Source organism: Serratia marcescens, from assembly GCF_006715005.1.
Classification (GTDB): Bacteria; Pseudomonadota; Gammaproteobacteria; order Enterobacterales; family Enterobacteriaceae; genus Serratia; species Serratia montpellierensis.
Genome location: NZ_VFMJ01000001.1, coordinates 1937837 through 1954653 on the forward strand (window position 1 = coordinate 1937837; position 16817 = coordinate 1954653).

General features: G+C 58.5%; 12 protein-coding genes. 5 read left to right on the plus strand and 7 right to left on the minus strand.

Features of this window, described 5'->3' with window-relative positions:
• Nucleotides 1-2313 carry a pyrroloquinoline quinone biosynthesis protein PqqF gene (gene pqqF, locus FHU12_RS09190; protein ID WP_141968901.1) on the plus strand — a complete coding sequence of 771 codons (2313 nt, stop codon included), beginning with the start codon at nucleotides 1-3 and terminating at the stop codon, nucleotides 2311-2313.
• A 405-nt stretch (nucleotides 2314-2718) separates the two neighbouring features.
• Here the strand turns inward: pqqF and FHU12_RS09195 are convergent, their stop codons facing one another.
• From FHU12_RS09195 to FHU12_RS09220, 6 genes are all read right to left on the minus strand, one after another.
• Nucleotides 2719-4104, minus strand: a complete 1386-nt coding sequence (locus FHU12_RS09195; protein WP_141968903.1) for a purine-cytosine permease family protein — start codon at nucleotides 4102-4104, stop codon at nucleotides 2719-2721.
• Between the two features lie 162 nt (nucleotides 4105-4266).
• A complete protein-coding gene (locus FHU12_RS09200) occupies nucleotides 4267-5733 on the minus strand; it encodes an aldehyde dehydrogenase (protein WP_141968905.1) in 1467 nt (488 codons plus the stop codon).
• Between the two features lie 11 nt (nucleotides 5734-5744).
• The gene (locus tag FHU12_RS09205) at nucleotides 5745-6782 is read right to left on the minus strand and encodes an LLM class flavin-dependent oxidoreductase (protein WP_141968907.1); all 1038 of its coding nucleotides are present in this window, start codon (nucleotides 6780-6782) and stop codon (nucleotides 5745-5747) included.
• Nucleotides 6783-6801: 19 nt separating this feature from the next.
• The gene (locus FHU12_RS09210; protein ID WP_141968909.1) at nucleotides 6802-7731 is read right to left on the minus strand and encodes a flavin reductase family protein; all 930 of its coding nucleotides are present in this window, start codon (nucleotides 7729-7731) and stop codon (nucleotides 6802-6804) included.
• Complete coding sequence (locus tag FHU12_RS09215; protein ID WP_141968911.1) at nucleotides 7718-8545, minus strand: alpha/beta fold hydrolase; 828 nt, start codon at nucleotides 8543-8545, stop codon at nucleotides 7718-7720. Before FHU12_RS09215 ends, FHU12_RS09210 begins: the two co-directional genes overlap by 14 nt.
• Nucleotides 8517-9119 carry an amino acid synthesis family protein gene (locus tag FHU12_RS09220; RefSeq protein ID WP_043137410.1) on the minus strand — a complete coding sequence of 201 codons (603 nt, stop codon included), beginning with the start codon at nucleotides 9117-9119 and terminating at the stop codon, nucleotides 8517-8519. The genes FHU12_RS09215 and FHU12_RS09220 overlap by 29 nt, the downstream gene beginning before the upstream one ends.
• 338 nt (nucleotides 9120-9457) lie before the next feature.
• Between FHU12_RS09220 and FHU12_RS09225 the strand changes: the two genes are divergently transcribed.
• Nucleotides 9458-10252, plus strand: coding sequence for a GntR family transcriptional regulator (locus tag FHU12_RS09225; protein WP_230489775.1), 795 nt, complete (start codon nucleotides 9458-9460; stop codon nucleotides 10250-10252).
• A 1-nt stretch (nucleotide 10253) separates the two neighbouring features.
• Nucleotides 10254-10550 carry a DUF1330 domain-containing protein gene (locus FHU12_RS09230; RefSeq protein WP_141968913.1) on the plus strand — a complete coding sequence of 99 codons (297 nt, stop codon included), beginning with the start codon at nucleotides 10254-10256 and terminating at the stop codon, nucleotides 10548-10550.
• A 54-nt stretch (nucleotides 10551-10604) separates the two neighbouring features.
• Here FHU12_RS09230 and FHU12_RS09235 read toward each other — a convergent pair whose 3' ends face one another.
• The gene (locus tag FHU12_RS09235; RefSeq protein WP_141968915.1) at nucleotides 10605-13640 is read right to left on the minus strand and encodes an autotransporter domain-containing protein; all 3036 of its coding nucleotides are present in this window, start codon (nucleotides 13638-13640) and stop codon (nucleotides 10605-10607) included.
• A 230-nt stretch (nucleotides 13641-13870) separates the two neighbouring features.
• Here FHU12_RS09235 and FHU12_RS09240 point away from each other — a divergent pair, with 230 nt between their 5' ends.
• Both FHU12_RS09240 and FHU12_RS09245 read left to right on the plus strand, forming a co-directional pair.
• On the plus strand, nucleotides 13871-14242 hold the full coding sequence (locus FHU12_RS09240) for a hypothetical protein (RefSeq protein ID WP_141968917.1): 372 nt from the start codon (nucleotides 13871-13873) through the stop codon (nucleotides 14240-14242).
• A 307-nt stretch (nucleotides 14243-14549) separates the two neighbouring features.
• Nucleotides 14550-16655 carry a putative bifunctional diguanylate cyclase/phosphodiesterase gene (locus FHU12_RS09245; protein WP_141968920.1) on the plus strand — a complete coding sequence of 702 codons (2106 nt, stop codon included), beginning with the start codon at nucleotides 14550-14552 and terminating at the stop codon, nucleotides 16653-16655.
• The last annotated feature ends 162 nt before the right edge of the window (nucleotides 16656-16817 follow it).

Sequence of the window (16817 nt, forward strand, 5' to 3'; positions counted from 1 at the left end):
ATGGCACTCGCCGGCACCTCTTGGCAGCTCGACAACGGTTTGGCCGTCAAGGCGATAAGCGATCCTGCCGCCGCCGGCGCCGCCGCGCTGGTGCGCATTGAAGCGGGCCGTTTTCAGGCGCCCGTCGCCTGGCCGGGCCTGGCGCACCTGCTGGAGCATATGTTGTTTCGCGGCAGCGCGAACTTCAGCGCGCAAGATGGCCTGATGGGCTGGGTACCGTCGGTGGCTGGCCGACTGAACGCCACCACCCAGGCCACCCAAACTGCGTTCTTCTTCGAGGTGGGCACCGAACATTTGGCGCAGGGGTTGGCGCGGCTGAGCGATATGCTCGCCGCTCCACAGCTGGCGGCCGAGGCGATCGCACAAGAGGTTGAGGTCATCGACGCTGAATATCGCCTGCTGCGCGCCGAGGTGGAAACCCGCTGCGAAGCCGCACAGCGGCAGATGTTCGGTGGCCTGGACGCAATGCACCGCTTTCATATCGGCAGCCGCGCCGCGTTCGGCAACGACATTTCCGCCTTGCAGCAGGCGCTGCGGCAGTTTCACCAGCGCTATTTTCGCGCGCCAAACATGACGCTGTGGCTGCAAGGCCCGCAATCGCTGGTACAGCTGCATGCGCTGGCCCAGTGCTACGGCAGCCGCTTGCCATCGGGCAGCGCCACACCACACGAGGCATTGCCGCCGCTGACCGCTGCGGAAGATTACACCCTGTCTCTTCCCGGCACGCCGCAGCTGAGATTGGTATTTGCCCTGCCGCGTTCCCATTCACGCGGTTGGTTGCGGCGGCTGGAGGGCCTGCTGCAGGACGAAGCCCCCGGCGGGCTGCTGGCCCGGCTGCGTGCGCAGGCGTGGTGTGACGCCGTTCGGCTGGATTATTCGCGCTGCAGTGAGAACAACGCCCTGCTGAGTTTTATCTTTACCGTCAATCACGGTTCAGCCGCTGAAGCTGCCCACATCGAAAGCGCGCTGCTGGCGTGGCTACGGGCGCTGCAGGTGCTGGCACCGGCTCAGCTTGCGCATTACGAACACCTGGCAAATCGCGATTTCCACCGCTTGACGCCGCTCGACCAGCTGCGTGCCAGAGCGCTAGGGCTGCCGCCGGCGGAACCGAACGACGATTGGCCGCGGCATATTGCGGCGCTGATTTGCGCGCCGCGTCGTCGCCTGGCCGTGCGATCCGATGGTGACGGCGAAACCCGTGAAATTCAAGGGCTGCCGCTGGCGCTTGGCCCCTTCGCCGGCGCCGCGCTGACGCCTGCAGCGGAACCTTTCCACTTTTTCTCCTCCTCGGCGGCGCTGCCAAGCCCGAGATTGCCTTCCGGCCTGGCGCCGCTGCGGCATCTGCTCCCCGGCGAAGCGCAGCCGGTGCTGCTGCTGCGGCCGGTGCCGTCCAGCCCCTTCAGTGATGAACAAGCTTACGGCTTACAGGCGGCGCTGCGCGCCGGGGCGGCCGAGCTGGCGCATCGGGAGGGTCATTTAAGCTTCGAACGCCACCAGGGCGTGTGGCTGCTGCAACTGGCGGGCAGCCACGCGCTGCTCTGCCACGGGATGAGCGAGGTGAACCGAGCGCTGGCGGCGTTGCCGCAGGCTATCCTCAGCGAAGCGGCGAGGAACCTGCGCCATACGCAGTTGAAAGAACAAAGCGATATCGCCATTCGCCGCCTGTTAGCGCAATTGCCGGCGGCGCTCAGTGCACCAACCGCAGCGGCGCAATGGCATGCCACCTTGATCGGCGGCGATGGCGAGTTAAAACGGCAGCTGTCGCACCTGCTGTACGACTTCCCCTTTTCCGTGGCCGCGGAGCCGCCGCTGCCGACACATCAGCATCAGCGCCCCGTCACGCTGACGGAAAGCGGTGCCGAAAGCGCCTTACTGCAATTTTACCCGCTGCCAAACGGCGAAGCCGAAGGCCGTTGGGCGCTGCGCGTGCTGGCCCAGCTTTACGCGCCGCGCTATTTTCAGCGGCTGCGCGTGGATCGCAACGTGGGCTACGTGGTGCAATGCGCCTTCCACCGCTGCGCCGATGCCGAAGGCCTGCTGTTCGCGCTGCAATCCCCGACGTTCACCGTTGAACAGCTACGGCAGTTAACCGACGAATTCTTATTACAGATGAGTCATGAGCTGCCGCACGTTAGCGCGGGTGAACTGGCGCAAATACAACAGGTGACGCAACAAAACTTGCAGCACCTCAGCACCGAATCGTTGCAGCGTGCCCGGGAAATTGCCTTGGAAAATCGCGCAATCATTGCCGCCAAGCCCATGACACTGGCGCAACTGACGGATTGGCAGCAGCGGCTGTTCCCCGCAGGCTGATATTGCGACGGTGCCAACCCGATGCGATATCAACGCAGCAAGACAAACAATCATCAGGGAAAGAGATCTCTCAGCGCATCGTGCTACCCCTGTAAAGATTGCTCCGGAAAATTATTTAAATAAGAGCATGTTGATTAATCGCTTAACCGACTTCTTTCTTTTCCTTTTATGCCAGGCATATATTCTCCGCTTTTTCATTCTTCTAAACTCATAAGCTAGAGATATATAAAACACCATGAGTAGCAACATTAATATAACAATCATAAGTTAGCCCAAATCCATTTAGCCATTTCATATGATTATTATCTAATTTAATAAATTAAAAAATTAGAAACATCCTGTTCTAAATATTACTTTATCATATCACTCAAACCGGACTTTATGCTGACCAGTGATACACGCGAATTATAACTGCACCGCCCAGTTAGCCCGCCGTGAGCAACACAATGGGTAAGCGATACCGGTCAGCACCATGCTGATCACCCAGGAAATGTCTGCGCCCGGGATCAGATTGGCATAGGGGCCGGAGAAGAACGCGTTCTCAACGAAAGGCACCTGCACCGCAATACCGCCGAAATAAACGCCGAGCGCGCGGGTGTTAAGCAGGCCATAGCGCCCGCCGTCAGCGCTGAAAATGGCCGAAATGTCATAGCGTTGGCGGTTAAGCAGGTAAAAATCGATCAGATTGATCATGCACCACGGGATCAACACCGAGATCAAGGCAAAGATCAGGTTCAGGAACAGATGAACGAAGTTGGCCGAGGCGACCAACGCCACCCATACCGATCCCAGCAGAATCAATGTCGAGAACAGCGTGCGTATACGCGCATTCGGCATCCACTGCGGCAAGAAGGTTTGTACGGCGGTAATCAACGAGAGCACCGCACCGTACAAATTCATCGAGTTATGGCAGATGATGTTGATCAGAAACAACACCATCAGCACCGGCCCCAACCCTCCCGTCGCCTGACGCACCGCCTCCATGGCATCGTCGCTGCCGGCGACCAGATTGACCGCCACCATGCCGAACACAAAGGCCAAAATGGTGCCGCTGCAGGCGCCGAAGTAGGTATACAGGAAGGGTTTGGCGATGCCGACTTCCGCCGGCAGGTAGCGCGAATAGTCTGACGTGTAGGGCGAGAAGCTGATTTGCCAGACGGCGCCGATGCAGAACGTGGCGAACCAACCGGCAATGCTGAACGATCCCCGCTGCCAAAAATCCGCCGGCAGCGGTTGAGAAAACATCAATACCAGCCCGAGAATCAACGCGCTGCCCATCACCCAGGCGCCGATTTTGTTGATCTTATGGATGAAACGGTAGCCCACCACCCCGATCAGCGTCGCCAGCACCGCGCCAATCACCGTCGCCGCGCCCATGTTCAATGACGGGATGACGTTATGGATGACCTTGCCCGAAAGCGTGATGTTAGAAATGAAGAATCCCAGATAGATCACCGTGGCGAACACGATCACCAACAGCGACCCATAGCGGCCGAACTGCGCCCGACTCTGCACCATTTGCGGTATCCCGACCTGTGGCCCCTGGGCCGAGGTCAGCGCCAGAAAAATGCCGCCGAACAGGTGGCCGGCGATAATCGCGCTCAGCGCCGAGAGAATATCGAGATGAAACGTCTGCGTGGAGATGGCCCCGGTCACGACCGCCAGCGGCGCAATGTTGGTGCAAAACCACAGGGTGAACAGGCTGCGGGCATGGCCATGACGCTCCCCGGCGGGAACAAAATCGATCGACTTGTCTTCAATAAACGCGGTCTGCTCTGGCTGAGAATTCATATATCCCCCGGTTAACCTGGATTATTATTTTTTACAGCGTGTAGGGTGCCAATACGTCGAAAAAAGCGTGCGTTTGCCCCGGCGACATTGCGATCGCCGGTTTCAACGCGATGAAAACTGGGTTGCCGGGCGCGATCCGAGATCGCGCCTGATTGCGCTGGCTCAGCGCATGACGAAGGGATCGTCTATCGGATCGTCACTGGTGCGCAGCCATACCGTCTTGCTGGTGGTGTATTCCAGCGCGGCGTCAATCCCGCCCTCGCGGCCAAACCCCGACTTGCCGTAACCGCCGAACGGCGCCAGCGGCGATACTGCTCGATAGGTATTGAGCCACACCACGCCCACCCGCAGGCGACGGGTCACCCGGTGCGCGCGCGTCAGGTTCTGCGTGAAAATGCCGGCCGCCAGGCCATAGGCTGAATCATTGGCAAGCTGGATGGCCTCCGCTTCGTCCCTGAAGGTCAACACCGACAGCACCGGGCCGAACAGCTCTTGCTTCACGCACTCGGCGTCGGGCTGCGCGCTGCAATCGACGATCGTCGGCGGGTAGTAAAATCCCGGTGAATCGATCGCCGCATGGCCAATCACCAGTTTCGCCCCCTGCTCCAGCGAGCGGCTGACGATGGCGGCGATCCGTGCTTGCTGCTGCCGGGTGCAAAGCGGCCCAAACTGAGTGTCCGGGCGATCCGGCGGCCCGATGCGGATACTGCGCACCCTCTCCGTCAGCCGGGCCAAAAACGCGTCTTTGATGCTTTCCGCCACCAGCAGGCGCGAACCGGCTACGCAGCTCTGACCCGACGCGGCGAAAATGGCCGCCACCTGCGCATTCGCCGCGCTGGTCAGATCCGCGTCGTCGAAGACGATAAACGGCGATTTTCCGCCCAGCTCCAGCGAGGTGCTGGCGAGATTTTCCGCACTGCCGCGAACGATATGCCTCGCGGTTTCCGCGCCGCCGGTAAAGGCGATGTGGTCTACCTGCGGATGCGCCGTCAGCACCGCACCGCATTCGGCGGCAAAGCCGGTGATCACATTGCACACGCCGCGTGGAAAGCCGGCCTGGTCTATCAGTTTGGCGAACGCCAGCAGCGGCACAGGCGCGGTTTCCGCCGCTTTCACCACCAGGGTGCAGCCGGCGGCGATCGCCGGGCCAATTTTCACCGCCGCGAGAAACAGCTGACTGTTCCAGGGCACGATCGCCGCCACCACGCCGATCGGCTCACGTCGAACCCAGGTTTCCATATCGGGTTTGTCGATCGCCAGCACGCTGCCTTCCATCTTATCGGCCAGGCCGGCGTAGTACCGGTAGTATTCCGCTACATAAGCGATCTGCGCCTGGGTTTCACGGATGATCTTGCCGGTATCCAGCGTCTCCAGCCGCGCCAGTTCGGGGGCGTGTTGCTCCAGCAAATCGGCCAGCCGTAACAACAGCTTGCCGCGCGCGCCGGCGGTCATGTCGCGCCATTCGGCTCCCTGAAACGCCCGGTGTGCCGCCGCAACGGCGCGATCCACATCCTGGGCGCGCGCTTCCGCCACCTGCGCCCAGGGTTCGCCGGTCGCCGGATTGAGCGAGGCAAAGGTCGCCGATCCGCCATCAAACCGACCATCAATATAAAGTTCGAACGACTCCATTAGCGCCTCCGTTAGTGAAATTCCGGCATCACGCAGCGAATGAACCGCTCCAGAGAGGCCTTCTTACGCGCAAAGCTCATGCCGCTGTCGATCCACAACGCAAACTCGTCATAACCCAGCGCCTCATATTTTTTCAGCCGCGTAATGACCTCATTGGCGGTGCCGATAGCCAGGTTGGTGCGCATCATGTCGGCGGAGTAATAGGGATTGGCGGCAATCTCCTCGTCGCTGAGCGGCTGAATCAATCCTTGCTGAACCGGACGTTGGTTCTTGAACCAGGCGCCGAAGTAATGGTAGAAACGGTTGAGCTCTTCCGCCGCCAGACGGGCGTCCGCCTCGTCTTCCGCCACGTAGCCATGCTGCAACAGCATGATCTTCAGCGGCTGCTCGGCGGCGAAACGCGCACGCGCCTCGTTGAAACAGGTCACCAGCCGCACGATCTCCTCTTCCCCCTGATGCAGCGGCGTAACCTGAACGTTGCAGCCGTTTTGCACCGCAAATTCGTGGCTGTTGGGATCGCGCGCCGCCACCCAAATCGGCGGATGCGGCTGCTGTTTCGGCAGCGGCGAGGAGGTGGTCGCCGGGAACGACCAGTATTCCCCCTGATGGGCATAGTCGCCCTGCCAGAGTTTTTTTACCGCCGGGATCAGCTCACGCATGCGTTGCCCGGCATCCCAAGCGGTCAAACCAGGCATCAGCCGTTCGTATTCATAGGAATAGGCGCCGCGCGCGATACCCAGCTCCAGCCTGCCGCCGGTGATGATGTCGGTCATCGCCGCCTCGCCCGCCAGACGGATCGGGTGATTGAACGGTGCAATGATGGTGCCGGTGCCGAGCCGCACCCTGGAAGTGCGTCGGGCAATGTCCGCCAGATTGATGAACGGATTCGGCGCGATGGTGAAATTCATGCCGTGGTGCTCACCGGTCCAGATGGCGTGCATGCCGCCGCGATCGGCGATTTCACACAGTTCGATCATCTCCTGGTAGAGCTTTTCCTGCGACTCTTCGGGTAACGTTCGTTCCATATGCACGAATAAAGACAGTTTCATCACACTCTCCCGTTCAGCCTCAACCGGCGAATTGCTTGATGGCACCGTTGTGCTCATCGCCATAATAGATACCGTAATTGCCTACGGCGTTTTCTTTGACGAACCGGGCCAGCATCGACCGCAGCGCCGGATCCTTGATCGGCAGCCGCGCCAGCGTCGGCATGTCGAACCATTCCGCCGCACTCAGCTGCGGGGTCAAGCTGCCGGTGTCGGTCGGCAGCGCGCACAGAAAAACGATGTGTTGCTGGTGCTTCTGCCGGTCGTCGTAGACGGAATAGACGAAACCCGGATGGGCGTTGATGCCCAACTGCTGCAGTAAATCCCCCAACGTTTCGCTGACGCTGCGTTTCTCCACCGCGCTGGACGGCAGTTGATAGCCGCCGTCGTTTTGCCGCACCATCACGGCGTGCCCTTCAAACTCGATCAGCGCGCTCACCACCACCTGCGGCCCGCCAATCAGCGACTGCGCGTTTTGATAAGGCGTGAAGTATGCGCCGCGGTAATACCCCAGACCGGCGGTCGCGTTGGACTCGAACCCTTCGACCTTGCCGATCAGAATGGCATGGTCGCCGGCGTCCACCACCTGATGCAGCGAACAGTCGAACCACGCCGAACTGTTATCGATCAGCGGCACCCGTGACGCGCTCCAGCGCCAATCGATCAGCGCAAAGCGGTCTTCGTTCTTTTGCGCAAAAATGGTTGAAGCCTCTTTTTGCCGTTCCGCCAGAATATTGATGGCGAAATGGCTGCACTGGGTAAAGTGCTCCAGATTCGCCGAACGCTTATCGATGCTCACCAACAGCAGCGCCGGATCCAGCGACACTGACGAAAACGAATTGGCGGTGAAGCCAATCGGCTGCCCCTGCTTGTCCACCGAGGTTACAATGGTGACGCCGGTCATAAAGGCGCCGAAAGCGTCGCGCAACTGCCTGCGTTTATCCGCGTCCATTTGCCGCTCCTACAGTCAAAGGTTGCTCTGCGGTCAGAAAATCGAGCATCAGCGCGTTGACGCGTTGCGCATCGGTCAAACTGACCATGTGTTTGGCGTTTTCAATGATCACCGCGCGCCCGTTCGGGGCGGCCTGCGCCATTTGCCGCGCCATCTCCGGGCTGGAATTGGCGTCGTGCTCGCCGGTCAATACCAACACCGGGCAGCGGATAAGGTGCCAACGCTGGGCATACACCCGATCGCCGGTCGCAAACGCCTGATACGCGCGGGCATAGCCCGTGACGTCTACCTGTTGTAACCAGCCGCCCACCTGCCGGCGCAGATGCTGTTCGACAGGATCGGCGCCGAACCACCGGCTCAGCGGCGAGTCGAGCTGCGTCTGGCCGCTGGCCAACGCGCTGGCGCGTTGCGCGACCGCGGCGCTGGCTTGGGGCGTACGTTGGAACACGCCGCTCATCACCACGGCGCGATTAACCCGCTCCGGATAATCGATCGCCAAACCGGCGGTGATCAACGCCCCCATCGAGTGCCCCGCCACCGCAAAGCTCGGCGCATCCAGGGTGTTTAAGAAGGCCGCCATCCAGCGCACATAATCCTCCAGCGTCGCGGCGTGGGCGAAGCCTTCGCTTTCGCCGTGGCCCGGCATATCGACGGCGATGACCCGAAAGCGCGCGCTAAGCGCATCGAGCTGGGGATACCAGACCTCCGCGTTCATGCCTACGCCGTGGATCAACACCAGCGGCTCGCCATGCCCGGCCTCCAGATACCCCACCCGCAGAGCGGGCTCAGACAGCTGCCGGATTGTTCTGATCATGGCCCAACTCTTTCAGATCCAAATAACGGTTGCCGATACGGTGATGCGGCCGCCCCCCCAGCGCCGCGCCCAGTGCAATGACGATCTCGTCGTCGAAAGGCGCGTCGTTGATGTTGAACTGGAATGTCAGGTAGTGCTCACGGCTGCCTTCGTCGTTTTTCCCCATCATCGGGATCAGAATCGGCGCGTTGGCCGGCCCACGGGTATTGTTGAACGCCAGATAGCTTTTGCCGTTGACCGCCGAACGGTAGTGGTTGCCGAAATGCAGCGTGTGGATCAACGCCGAGGCGTGTTCCAACTCGCCGCCCAGCCCCACCACCGCGCTTTTGCCGAAGGCTTCCACCCGCTCGCCGGAGCCGGCTTCCTTGAGGATCAAACCGGTCAGCAGCTCACCCAGCACCGGCGCCATTTCTCGAATCTTTGGCGCCAGATCCTCGACAAAGCCTTGTCTGGCCCAGGGGTTTTTGATGACCGCCGCAGCGGCGATCATCACCAGCGGTTTGCCCGCCGATTTGCCGCCGTCGGTGTAGATCGTTTCGGTAGAGACCAGGGTCTTGCGAATGTCTTGATGCATAAGGGACCTCGAAAAGTAAATCAAATGTTAACCATGTGTCACGATTCGAGGGTATAGCATCGGGCAGATTGGCATGTCAAAATTTGGTATACCATAATACGGTATTCTTATTTTACGATGAGACGGCAAAAATAAATTAAAAATAACATTTATTAATCAATGCATTAATAAACTCACTTGGGCTTTGACGGGGGGCAAAACGCCGGCCATGACCGCCCCCACTCGGCAACCTGTGCCGGTGCCGAACCCGTTGAGCCAGCGGGTATCGGCAACGAAAAGCGGTTTTTTTAGGCTATCTTTCGATTTTGTGAGCTGCTGCAACATTCACCGTTTTGGCGATGCGGCGCGAAATCGGCCGCCGTTGCTTTGCGGGTTGGAAAGATGTTAATAGTACCGGGCAAACGGGAATTCGCGTCGTTATCCGGATTAATGATGATCCACAAAAAATAGAGACAATTATGGTTCAGGCATCATTGAAGATTGAGAATGCACCGGTCACCTTGCGCGAATTGGCATTGGCGAAAATTAGGCAGGCGATTATCTCAGGGTATTTTCAGGCCGGCGATCGTTTGGTGGAACGCAGCCTGTGCGAGGAGCTGGGCGTCAGCCGCAGCGTGGTGCGTGAGGTGATCCGTTATCTCGAAGCGGAGGGACTCATTGAGACGCTCGGCAAGAAAGGGCCGATTGTCGCTATTTTGACCTGGGACATTGCCGAGCAGATTTATACTATTCGTCTGCTGCTTGAACAGGATGCCGCTCACGACTGCGCCTTGAACGCTGGGCCGGAAGATAAAAAGAAACTGCATGAAAAATTAATTGCAATTAATCAGGCTTCGGCCGGGCAGGACGATATTCAGCGCGTTGAAGCGTCGCAGGCTTTTTATGAAACCATTTTCCAGGTGGCCCATCACGCCATCGCCTGGGAAATCGTTCAACGCCTGAATAGCCGCATCAGCCGCCTGCGCGCCCTGACCTTGAAAACCCCGGAGCGTCAGCTGGCCGGTTTCGAGCGCATGACGCGGATCTATCACGCCATCGAGCAAAACAACCCGGCGCAGGCCAGGCAAGAGGTCATCGAACATCTGACCGAGGCTGCCGCACTGGCCAAGCGCATTCTGCAGCAGGAGTCCTGAAATGCCCGCGTATTGGATTGCCCATGTCACCGTAAGAGATCCGCAGCAATATCAGCATTATATGGATTTGGCGCCCCAGGCGTTTCGCCAGTTCAACGCCCGTTTTCTCGCCCGCGGCGAACAGGCGCAAACGCTCGAAGGCCCAGCGTTCATAAAGCATGTGCTGATCGAATTCGACGACTACGCTACCGCGTTGGCTTGCTACCATTCACCGGCCTATCAGTTGGCAAAACAACAGCGGCACCACGTGGCGGAAGCCATGATTACCATCGTCGACGGCTTGCCGCCCGCCCAATAAAAAACCTCCATCGTTGCGATGGAGGCTGAGTAGGGTGAAGCACGCTAACCGCGATCAGAAGCGCCAGGTCAGACCGGCGTTGACGCTGTTATCCTGGTGGTTTGACGATAACTGCCCGCCGTAGCCAAGGGACAAGACGGCGTTTTTGTTTACCGCAACATCGACGCCCGCTTTCAGAATCGCCCCATCGCGGGAAACCGGCACGCTGTTCACGTCGAACGCCGCATCGGTACGTTTGAACATCAGCTGCGTTTTGCGCTCCAGCTTGCCGTATTGATGCTGCCAGCCCAGTTCGCCGCGCAGCGCGATCGCCACGCTATCGGCCTGCCATTGGGTATCGGCCCGCAGGCCCAGCGTTGACGCGGTGGCAGACTGGCTTTGCTTATCGCCGCGCAGCGCCGCCGCCCCGCCTTGCTCGCTGATCCCCTCATTCCGATAGTGGGTGTACGCCAGGTTGGCGAATGGCTCCAGATTGGCCACATCGTTGCTCCAATCGTAACCGCTTTCGATAAACAGCTGGCCGGTGCGCGCGTTATAGCTGGCCTTCTCGCGATCCGACTGTGCGCCGTAGTTCACCGAGCGTGAGGTATCGATACGATGCCAGGTATAGGTGCCCCCCGCCCGCAGCGCCAACGCACCGAAGCGTTTGTCGCCATACAGCCCCAAATGGTAGTTGTCGCTGTGCGCATCTGACTGATAACCACCGTCCAGCGAGGTGCGGGTATACCCGGTCATTACCCCAAGCCGGCCGTCGTCAAACAGCTCGCCATCCAAACCCAACAGCACGCCGTAGGTGGACGTTTGGTAACCGGTGGCATTATCGTTGCCGGAAGCATGCCCCCAGTTGCCCAGCAGTTTCGCCCAGGCCCCATTATCATCCGCCTTGATATCGGAAGCGATACGGCGGCCTTCCGCCTGGCGCAAGCGCTCGGTGGCGGCATCGCGTAGGTAACGGCTTTCGTTAATCTGGGCGGAAGCCATATCCGCATGGACCTGGCCGGACAGTTGGCGGGTCGCCTGTTGCAGCTCTCTGGCCGACGTGAAGCCGAGGAAGCTTTCATACACCGGATGGCCGGTTACGACGCCCGCATCTTCGGTATCGGCTTGCGCTTTGCCTTCATCACTTTGCAGTGCGTTTAGCGCCTCAGCGGTAGGGGCAGCCACGCTGCGCTTCACCGTTTCCGTGACCGGTTCCGTCGCGTTGAGCGTTTCCACCGCGCGGGCCACCGCTTTTTCGTTCTCAGTGCTGGCCAGGGTGTCAAAACGGGCGGCGGTGCGGGTGATGCCAAGGCCGACGTCATTACCCTGATAATCCAGCGTCACATTAACAAACGGATACGCTGGGTTGGCGTTTTCGAACCGGCCGTTGACGCCGTCTGTCGTCGTCAGGATGGTGTATTTGTTGCCCAACAAACTTTGCGCCTCATTCTGCGACAGCAGATTTTTGCTGTGCTCCAGGCTGACGTTCACGCTGCCGCCGTTGAGAAACGCGCGTCGTGCGTCGATCTTGTCGCTGCGGCCATTGTCAGCCACTTCCACGTTATACTGCGAACCGCGATCAAAAATGGCGTCGTGCAACACATGCAGCGTGCCGATGCCGTTACCCGGCGCGACGCTGCCGCCCCGAACCGCCCTGAAGGCGCCTACGGTACCCTCACCGGACAAGGTGCCGCTATTTTCGATATAGACGTTGGAGGCCACCGAACCGTTGATCGCCAACACGCCCTGTTTTACCCAGGTATCACCGCGATAGGTGTTATTACCCAACAACGCCAGCGTGCCGGCGCCCGTTTTGGTCAAGCCGCCGTGCCCGCTGATGTCGTTACTCCACGAATCGAAGTCGCATTCGCTCGACGTGCAGCGCCGCTCAACAGAGGTACCGGGTTCGACGATATTTCCCAGACCGGGGATATTCACCACGAACTGTTTTTCACTGTAGGAGCCCGGTACATAATATTCCTGCGGGATATCCTCTTGGGTAATAAACATTTTCGGGCCGTTGATCGCATCACGTAAATTGACACGTCCCCAGCCAAACAGATTATCAATACCGGCAACACCCAAATCGGTGGCGGTGGTTTTAATTACCGCGGATATTTGATCGGCGCTCATATAAGGGAAGCGTTGCATCAATACGGCGGCAACGCCGGTAACGTGCGGCGCCGCCATTGAGGTGCCGGATTTATTGCCGTAGCCGGGATTAAGCGAAAGCTCGCCCTTATTATAGGCTTCGCGATTAACGGCGCCGCCGGTATTGGACTCCAGCCGGCCGACGGTGCTGTAAATATCGGAGCCCGGTGCGGAAACGCAGTAACTGGCCGTTTGCCCGCAGCTCGTCGAAGAGACGCTTAACGTGTTTTCGTCGCTCAGGTTGGTCACGATCAGGTAATTGTTCAAGACGTCCGGGAAGGCGTAAGGCAGCGATTTTTGCGCTTCGGGAATATTGTAGTTGTTGTAATTGCCTGCCGAGAAGACGATCAGCTTACCGTGCCGGGCCGCCCGCAGCAGCGTTGGCATCGCGCTGTGCGCGCCGGTAGGCACCGGCTGTTCGCTGCCCCATTCCACACTGGCCTTGTTGCGCATCATCTCGCCGATCACTTCGCTTTTTACGAATGCCACGTAGTCCGGCCTGCCGTTCGGCAACCAAATGATATCGCCTTTGGCATCAAGGCGAATGTCCGGTGCAATCCCCCAGCTGTTGTTGATGACGCGAGCCGCGCTCTGAATCAACGCCTCACGGCCGTTGCGGTTACCGTAGTCATTCAATTTGGTGCCGATAATATCCGCGTCGAAAGCCACGCCGTGCATACCGCCGCCGTCTCTTTTCGCTGCGGCAATACCGGCTACATGGGTACCGTGATCGCCGAAAGACATATTGTCTTGTTTATCGTACGAGAAATTATAACTGCCGTTATCCAATCGCGTCAGTTTGCCGGCGAATTCAGAATGGGAAAGAATGGCGTTGTCGATAATGCCGATGGTTATGCCTTTTCCAGTATACCCTCTGGCATAGGCAAATTCGGCGGAAATAGCCTCAAGCCCCCATTGGCGGTTAAACTCAGCGGTTTTCCAACTGTCAGGCGCGCCCAACCGACCGGGATCCTGATAAGCGGCAAGAGAAGAATGAATGGATAAGCCATAACAACCCAGAAAAACGCAATACGCTAACTTCAATTTTCTATTAAGTTTCATTTTACGCTCCATGTTTATTTATACCCAGAAGAAAACTTACGTTTGAACCGCCCTGCGACCTCCCTTGATAGTGAAACAACAGATAGCGCATGCAGACCCGATACGGGCCGCATGAGAAGACATGCTGAGTGACGAAAACTTGTGCGGGCAGACAAGAGTATGCCGCCGCGCCTGGCACCTATGGCGCTGAGAGGCAAACAGGGGGCGAATGTACGTTTATCGGCGCCGTTACGCCGGGGCAGCTCGGCCATCTGGCCGGAGCGCGAGAATCAGACAGTGGGTGCATCTCGCTTAATCATCCAATTTTGTTAATGATTTTCATTCGCGAGGCTATCTTATACGTAAGCAAAGTGTCAACAGATGAAACAAAACATTTCTTGATTTACATCATGTATCTTCAGATAAGCCAACTGGGAAGGGGCATAGGCGGCTGCTTAAACGTGCATAAAATGGCGTTTATCACCGTCTGGGCTGCGTTTTTTGTCAGCGTTACCGCATAGAGCACGCTGAAGAGCGTTCGGGAGAGCATCATGGCGACTGAACATTTAGCCCTATAGAAACATCAAGAATGGTTAATTTTCACGACAACAACACACCGTGGTCCGATCACTTATTTTTCGCTGCAATATAAGGGGGGCTTATAAATAACAGGAGTATTCCTAATGCGTTCACGCTGGATGTATTCCATGCTAGCGGGCTTATTTTTAGCCGCACCCGCTGGCTATTCCCAATTTCATTGGCAAGACTATATTGAAAGAAGCTCTGCTATAGAGCGAGAATATGGGTAATTTTCCGAGGAAAGGCCGCATGACCCTGTTGCCCAAGCAAACCAATAACAAAAATCCGATTACTCTCTATAGCGAAATCGTAGACGACTTGCCCGGTCTGATTTGCTTCGGCAACCGCCTTGGCGGCTACTTTAATAAACAGTGGCGCGACTATACCGGCGCAATGACCGGTGAGCACGGCGCCGCTGACTGGCTCGATGCCCTTCACCCCGACGATCGCGAGCGGCTGGCGGCACAATGGCGCCAGGCGATCGTGGCCCTCTCCTCGTTCGCCGGCGAGGCACGCCTGCGCGATCGCAGCGGCACCTACCGTTGGTTTATGCTGGCGTTTAACGCCCGGCAGGACGGCATGGCGCTGGAGCCCAGCTGGTACCTCACGGCGACCGACATCCATCCGCAAATGCTGCAGCGCCAGAAAAATGTTCAGACGCTCTCTATCCAGCAAGACATGCTGGACGCCAGTGTCGACTGCATCAAAGTGATCAATCACGACGGCACGCTGCGCCACATGAACCGTTCCGGCAGCCTGGCGCTCGGTCTTGATCCGGCGCAAAAAGAGTTTGGCATGCCCTGGCTGGGCCTGCTGTCACCCGAGATCCGGCGCCGCGGCCGCAAGGCGCTGCGCAGCGTCAGATCAGGAAAAAATGCGCGCTTCACGGGATTGAGCGTGACGCCGCAGGGTAAAAAACAGCATTGGGACAACATTCTCACGCCGGTCAGCGACGAACGCGGTACCGTGGCCGAGATCTTGTGCGTCTCGCGTGACGTGACTTCGCAACGCGTGATGGAACAACGTCTGTTGCTCGCCAGCGAATATGACGAATTGACCGGCCTGCCCAATCGGCGCTTATTCAAGAAGAAACTGAAGCAAGAGATGAAGCGCGCCCTGCACGGCAACAAGTCGCTCGGGCTGATGCTGCTGGATCTTGACCACTTCAAGCTGGTGAACGACACGCTGGGCCACGCGGCGGGCGATCATCTGCTGCGGGTTTTGGGCAAAAGGCTCAGCATCTGCATGAATACGCACTCGTTCGTCTCTCGCCTCGGCGGCGATGAGTTCGCCGTCGTGATCAGCGACGTCGAAAACGAGCAGGATATTTTCCGCATCGCCAACAAGTTTCTGCTGCAGCTGGAGACGCCGATCACTCACGGCGGCAAGACGCTGCATTGCGGCATGAGCATCGGTGGCGCCATCTATCCCAAAGACGCCCGCGACGCTTCGGAACTGATGAAATGCGCCGATACCGCGCTGTATGAGCTGAAAGACGGCGGCCGCGGCGGCATCTATATGTTCGACCGTAAGATGATGGACAAGGCGCGCGCCCGCGCCAGCCAGCTCAACTACGCGCGCCAGATCGTGCGCGACAACTGCATCCGCCCCAGCTACCAACCGAAGGTCAGCCTCATCGACGGCAGCATCGTCGGCTTTGAAGCCTTACTGCGCTGGCACTGCCCGATCAACGGCGTGCAGCTGCCGGCGACGGTGAGCGAGGCGTTCAACGACTACGAGCTGGCGACCAAAATCAGCGAAGCCATGCAGCTGAAGGTCTTCGCCGATATCGCCCGCTGGCGCGCGGCGGGCGTGGCGGTGCGGCCCATCTCGCTGAACGTGTCGCCGATCGAGTTTTTACGCGACAACTACGCCGAAACTTTCCTGCAGCGCCTGCTGAAATTCAGCATTCCCCACCACCTGATCGAACTGGAAGTGACCGAGCACGCGTTCAACAAACACGGCTCGAAGTACGTGCTGCGCGCGTTGCAAATGCTCAAGGAGATGGGCATCCGCATCGCGCTGGACGACTTCGGCACCGGCCACTCCTCATTCAGCCATATCATGGATTATCCGCTGGACTGCATTAAGCTGGACTGCGACTTCGTTCAACGTATGAATACCGAACCGGCGATCCTGGCGATCGTGGAAAGCATCGGCATCCTCGGTCAAAAGCTGTCGATCGATATCATCGCCGAGGGCGTGGAAACCGAGCAACAGCGGCAAACGCTGTGCGAAGCCGGTTTCCATATTGGCCAGGGTTTTCTGTTCAGCCGGGCGGTGGAATCCCAGCGGGTGCCCGAAATGCTGCAGGCGATACGACAACCCGCCAAAGGCGGTATAACGAATCGTTAAACCAGGCACCGCCTATTCTGTATTCGGGGGCTTTGCCCCCATATTTCCCACTGTTTTTTCACCACTCCCGCACCGAGATATTTGTGAGAACCCTCACAAAGCATAAACGTATCTTTACATTTTTGAACGGTTAAGCTTCCGTTCTGTCGGATTTGAGTGTAT

Excerpts from the sequence above, each read along its gene's own strand:
- FHU12_RS09220 (WP_043137410.1), bottom strand. The coding sequence starts at position 9,119 with ATGCATCAAGACATTCGCAAGACCCTGGTCTCTACCGAAACGATCTAC.
- FHU12_RS09205 (WP_141968907.1), bottom strand. The coding sequence starts at position 6,782 with ATGAAACTGTCTTTATTCGTGCATATGGAACGAACGTTACCCGAAGAG.
- pqqF (WP_141968901.1), top strand. The coding sequence starts at position 1 with ATGGCACTCGCCGGCACCTCTTGGCAGCTCGACAACGGTTTGGCCGTC.
- FHU12_RS09215 (WP_141968911.1), bottom strand. The coding sequence starts at position 8,545 with ATGATCAGAACAATCCGGCAGCTGTCTGAGCCCGCTCTGCGGGTGGGG.
- FHU12_RS09245 (WP_141968920.1), top strand. The coding sequence starts at position 14,550 with ATGACCCTGTTGCCCAAGCAAACCAATAACAAAAATCCGATTACTCTC.
- FHU12_RS09210 (WP_141968909.1), bottom strand. The coding sequence starts at position 7,731 with ATGGACGCGGATAAACGCAGGCAGTTGCGCGACGCTTTCGGCGCCTTT.
- FHU12_RS09225 (WP_230489775.1), top strand. The coding sequence starts at position 9,458 with ATGCGGCGCGAAATCGGCCGCCGTTGCTTTGCGGGTTGGAAAGATGTT.
- FHU12_RS09195 (WP_141968903.1), bottom strand. The coding sequence starts at position 4,104 with ATGAATTCTCAGCCAGAGCAGACCGCGTTTATTGAAGACAAGTCGATC.
- FHU12_RS09230 (WP_141968913.1), top strand. The coding sequence starts at position 10,254 with ATGCCCGCGTATTGGATTGCCCATGTCACCGTAAGAGATCCGCAGCAA.
- FHU12_RS09200 (WP_141968905.1), bottom strand. The coding sequence starts at position 5,733 with ATGGAGTCGTTCGAACTTTATATTGATGGTCGGTTTGATGGCGGATCG.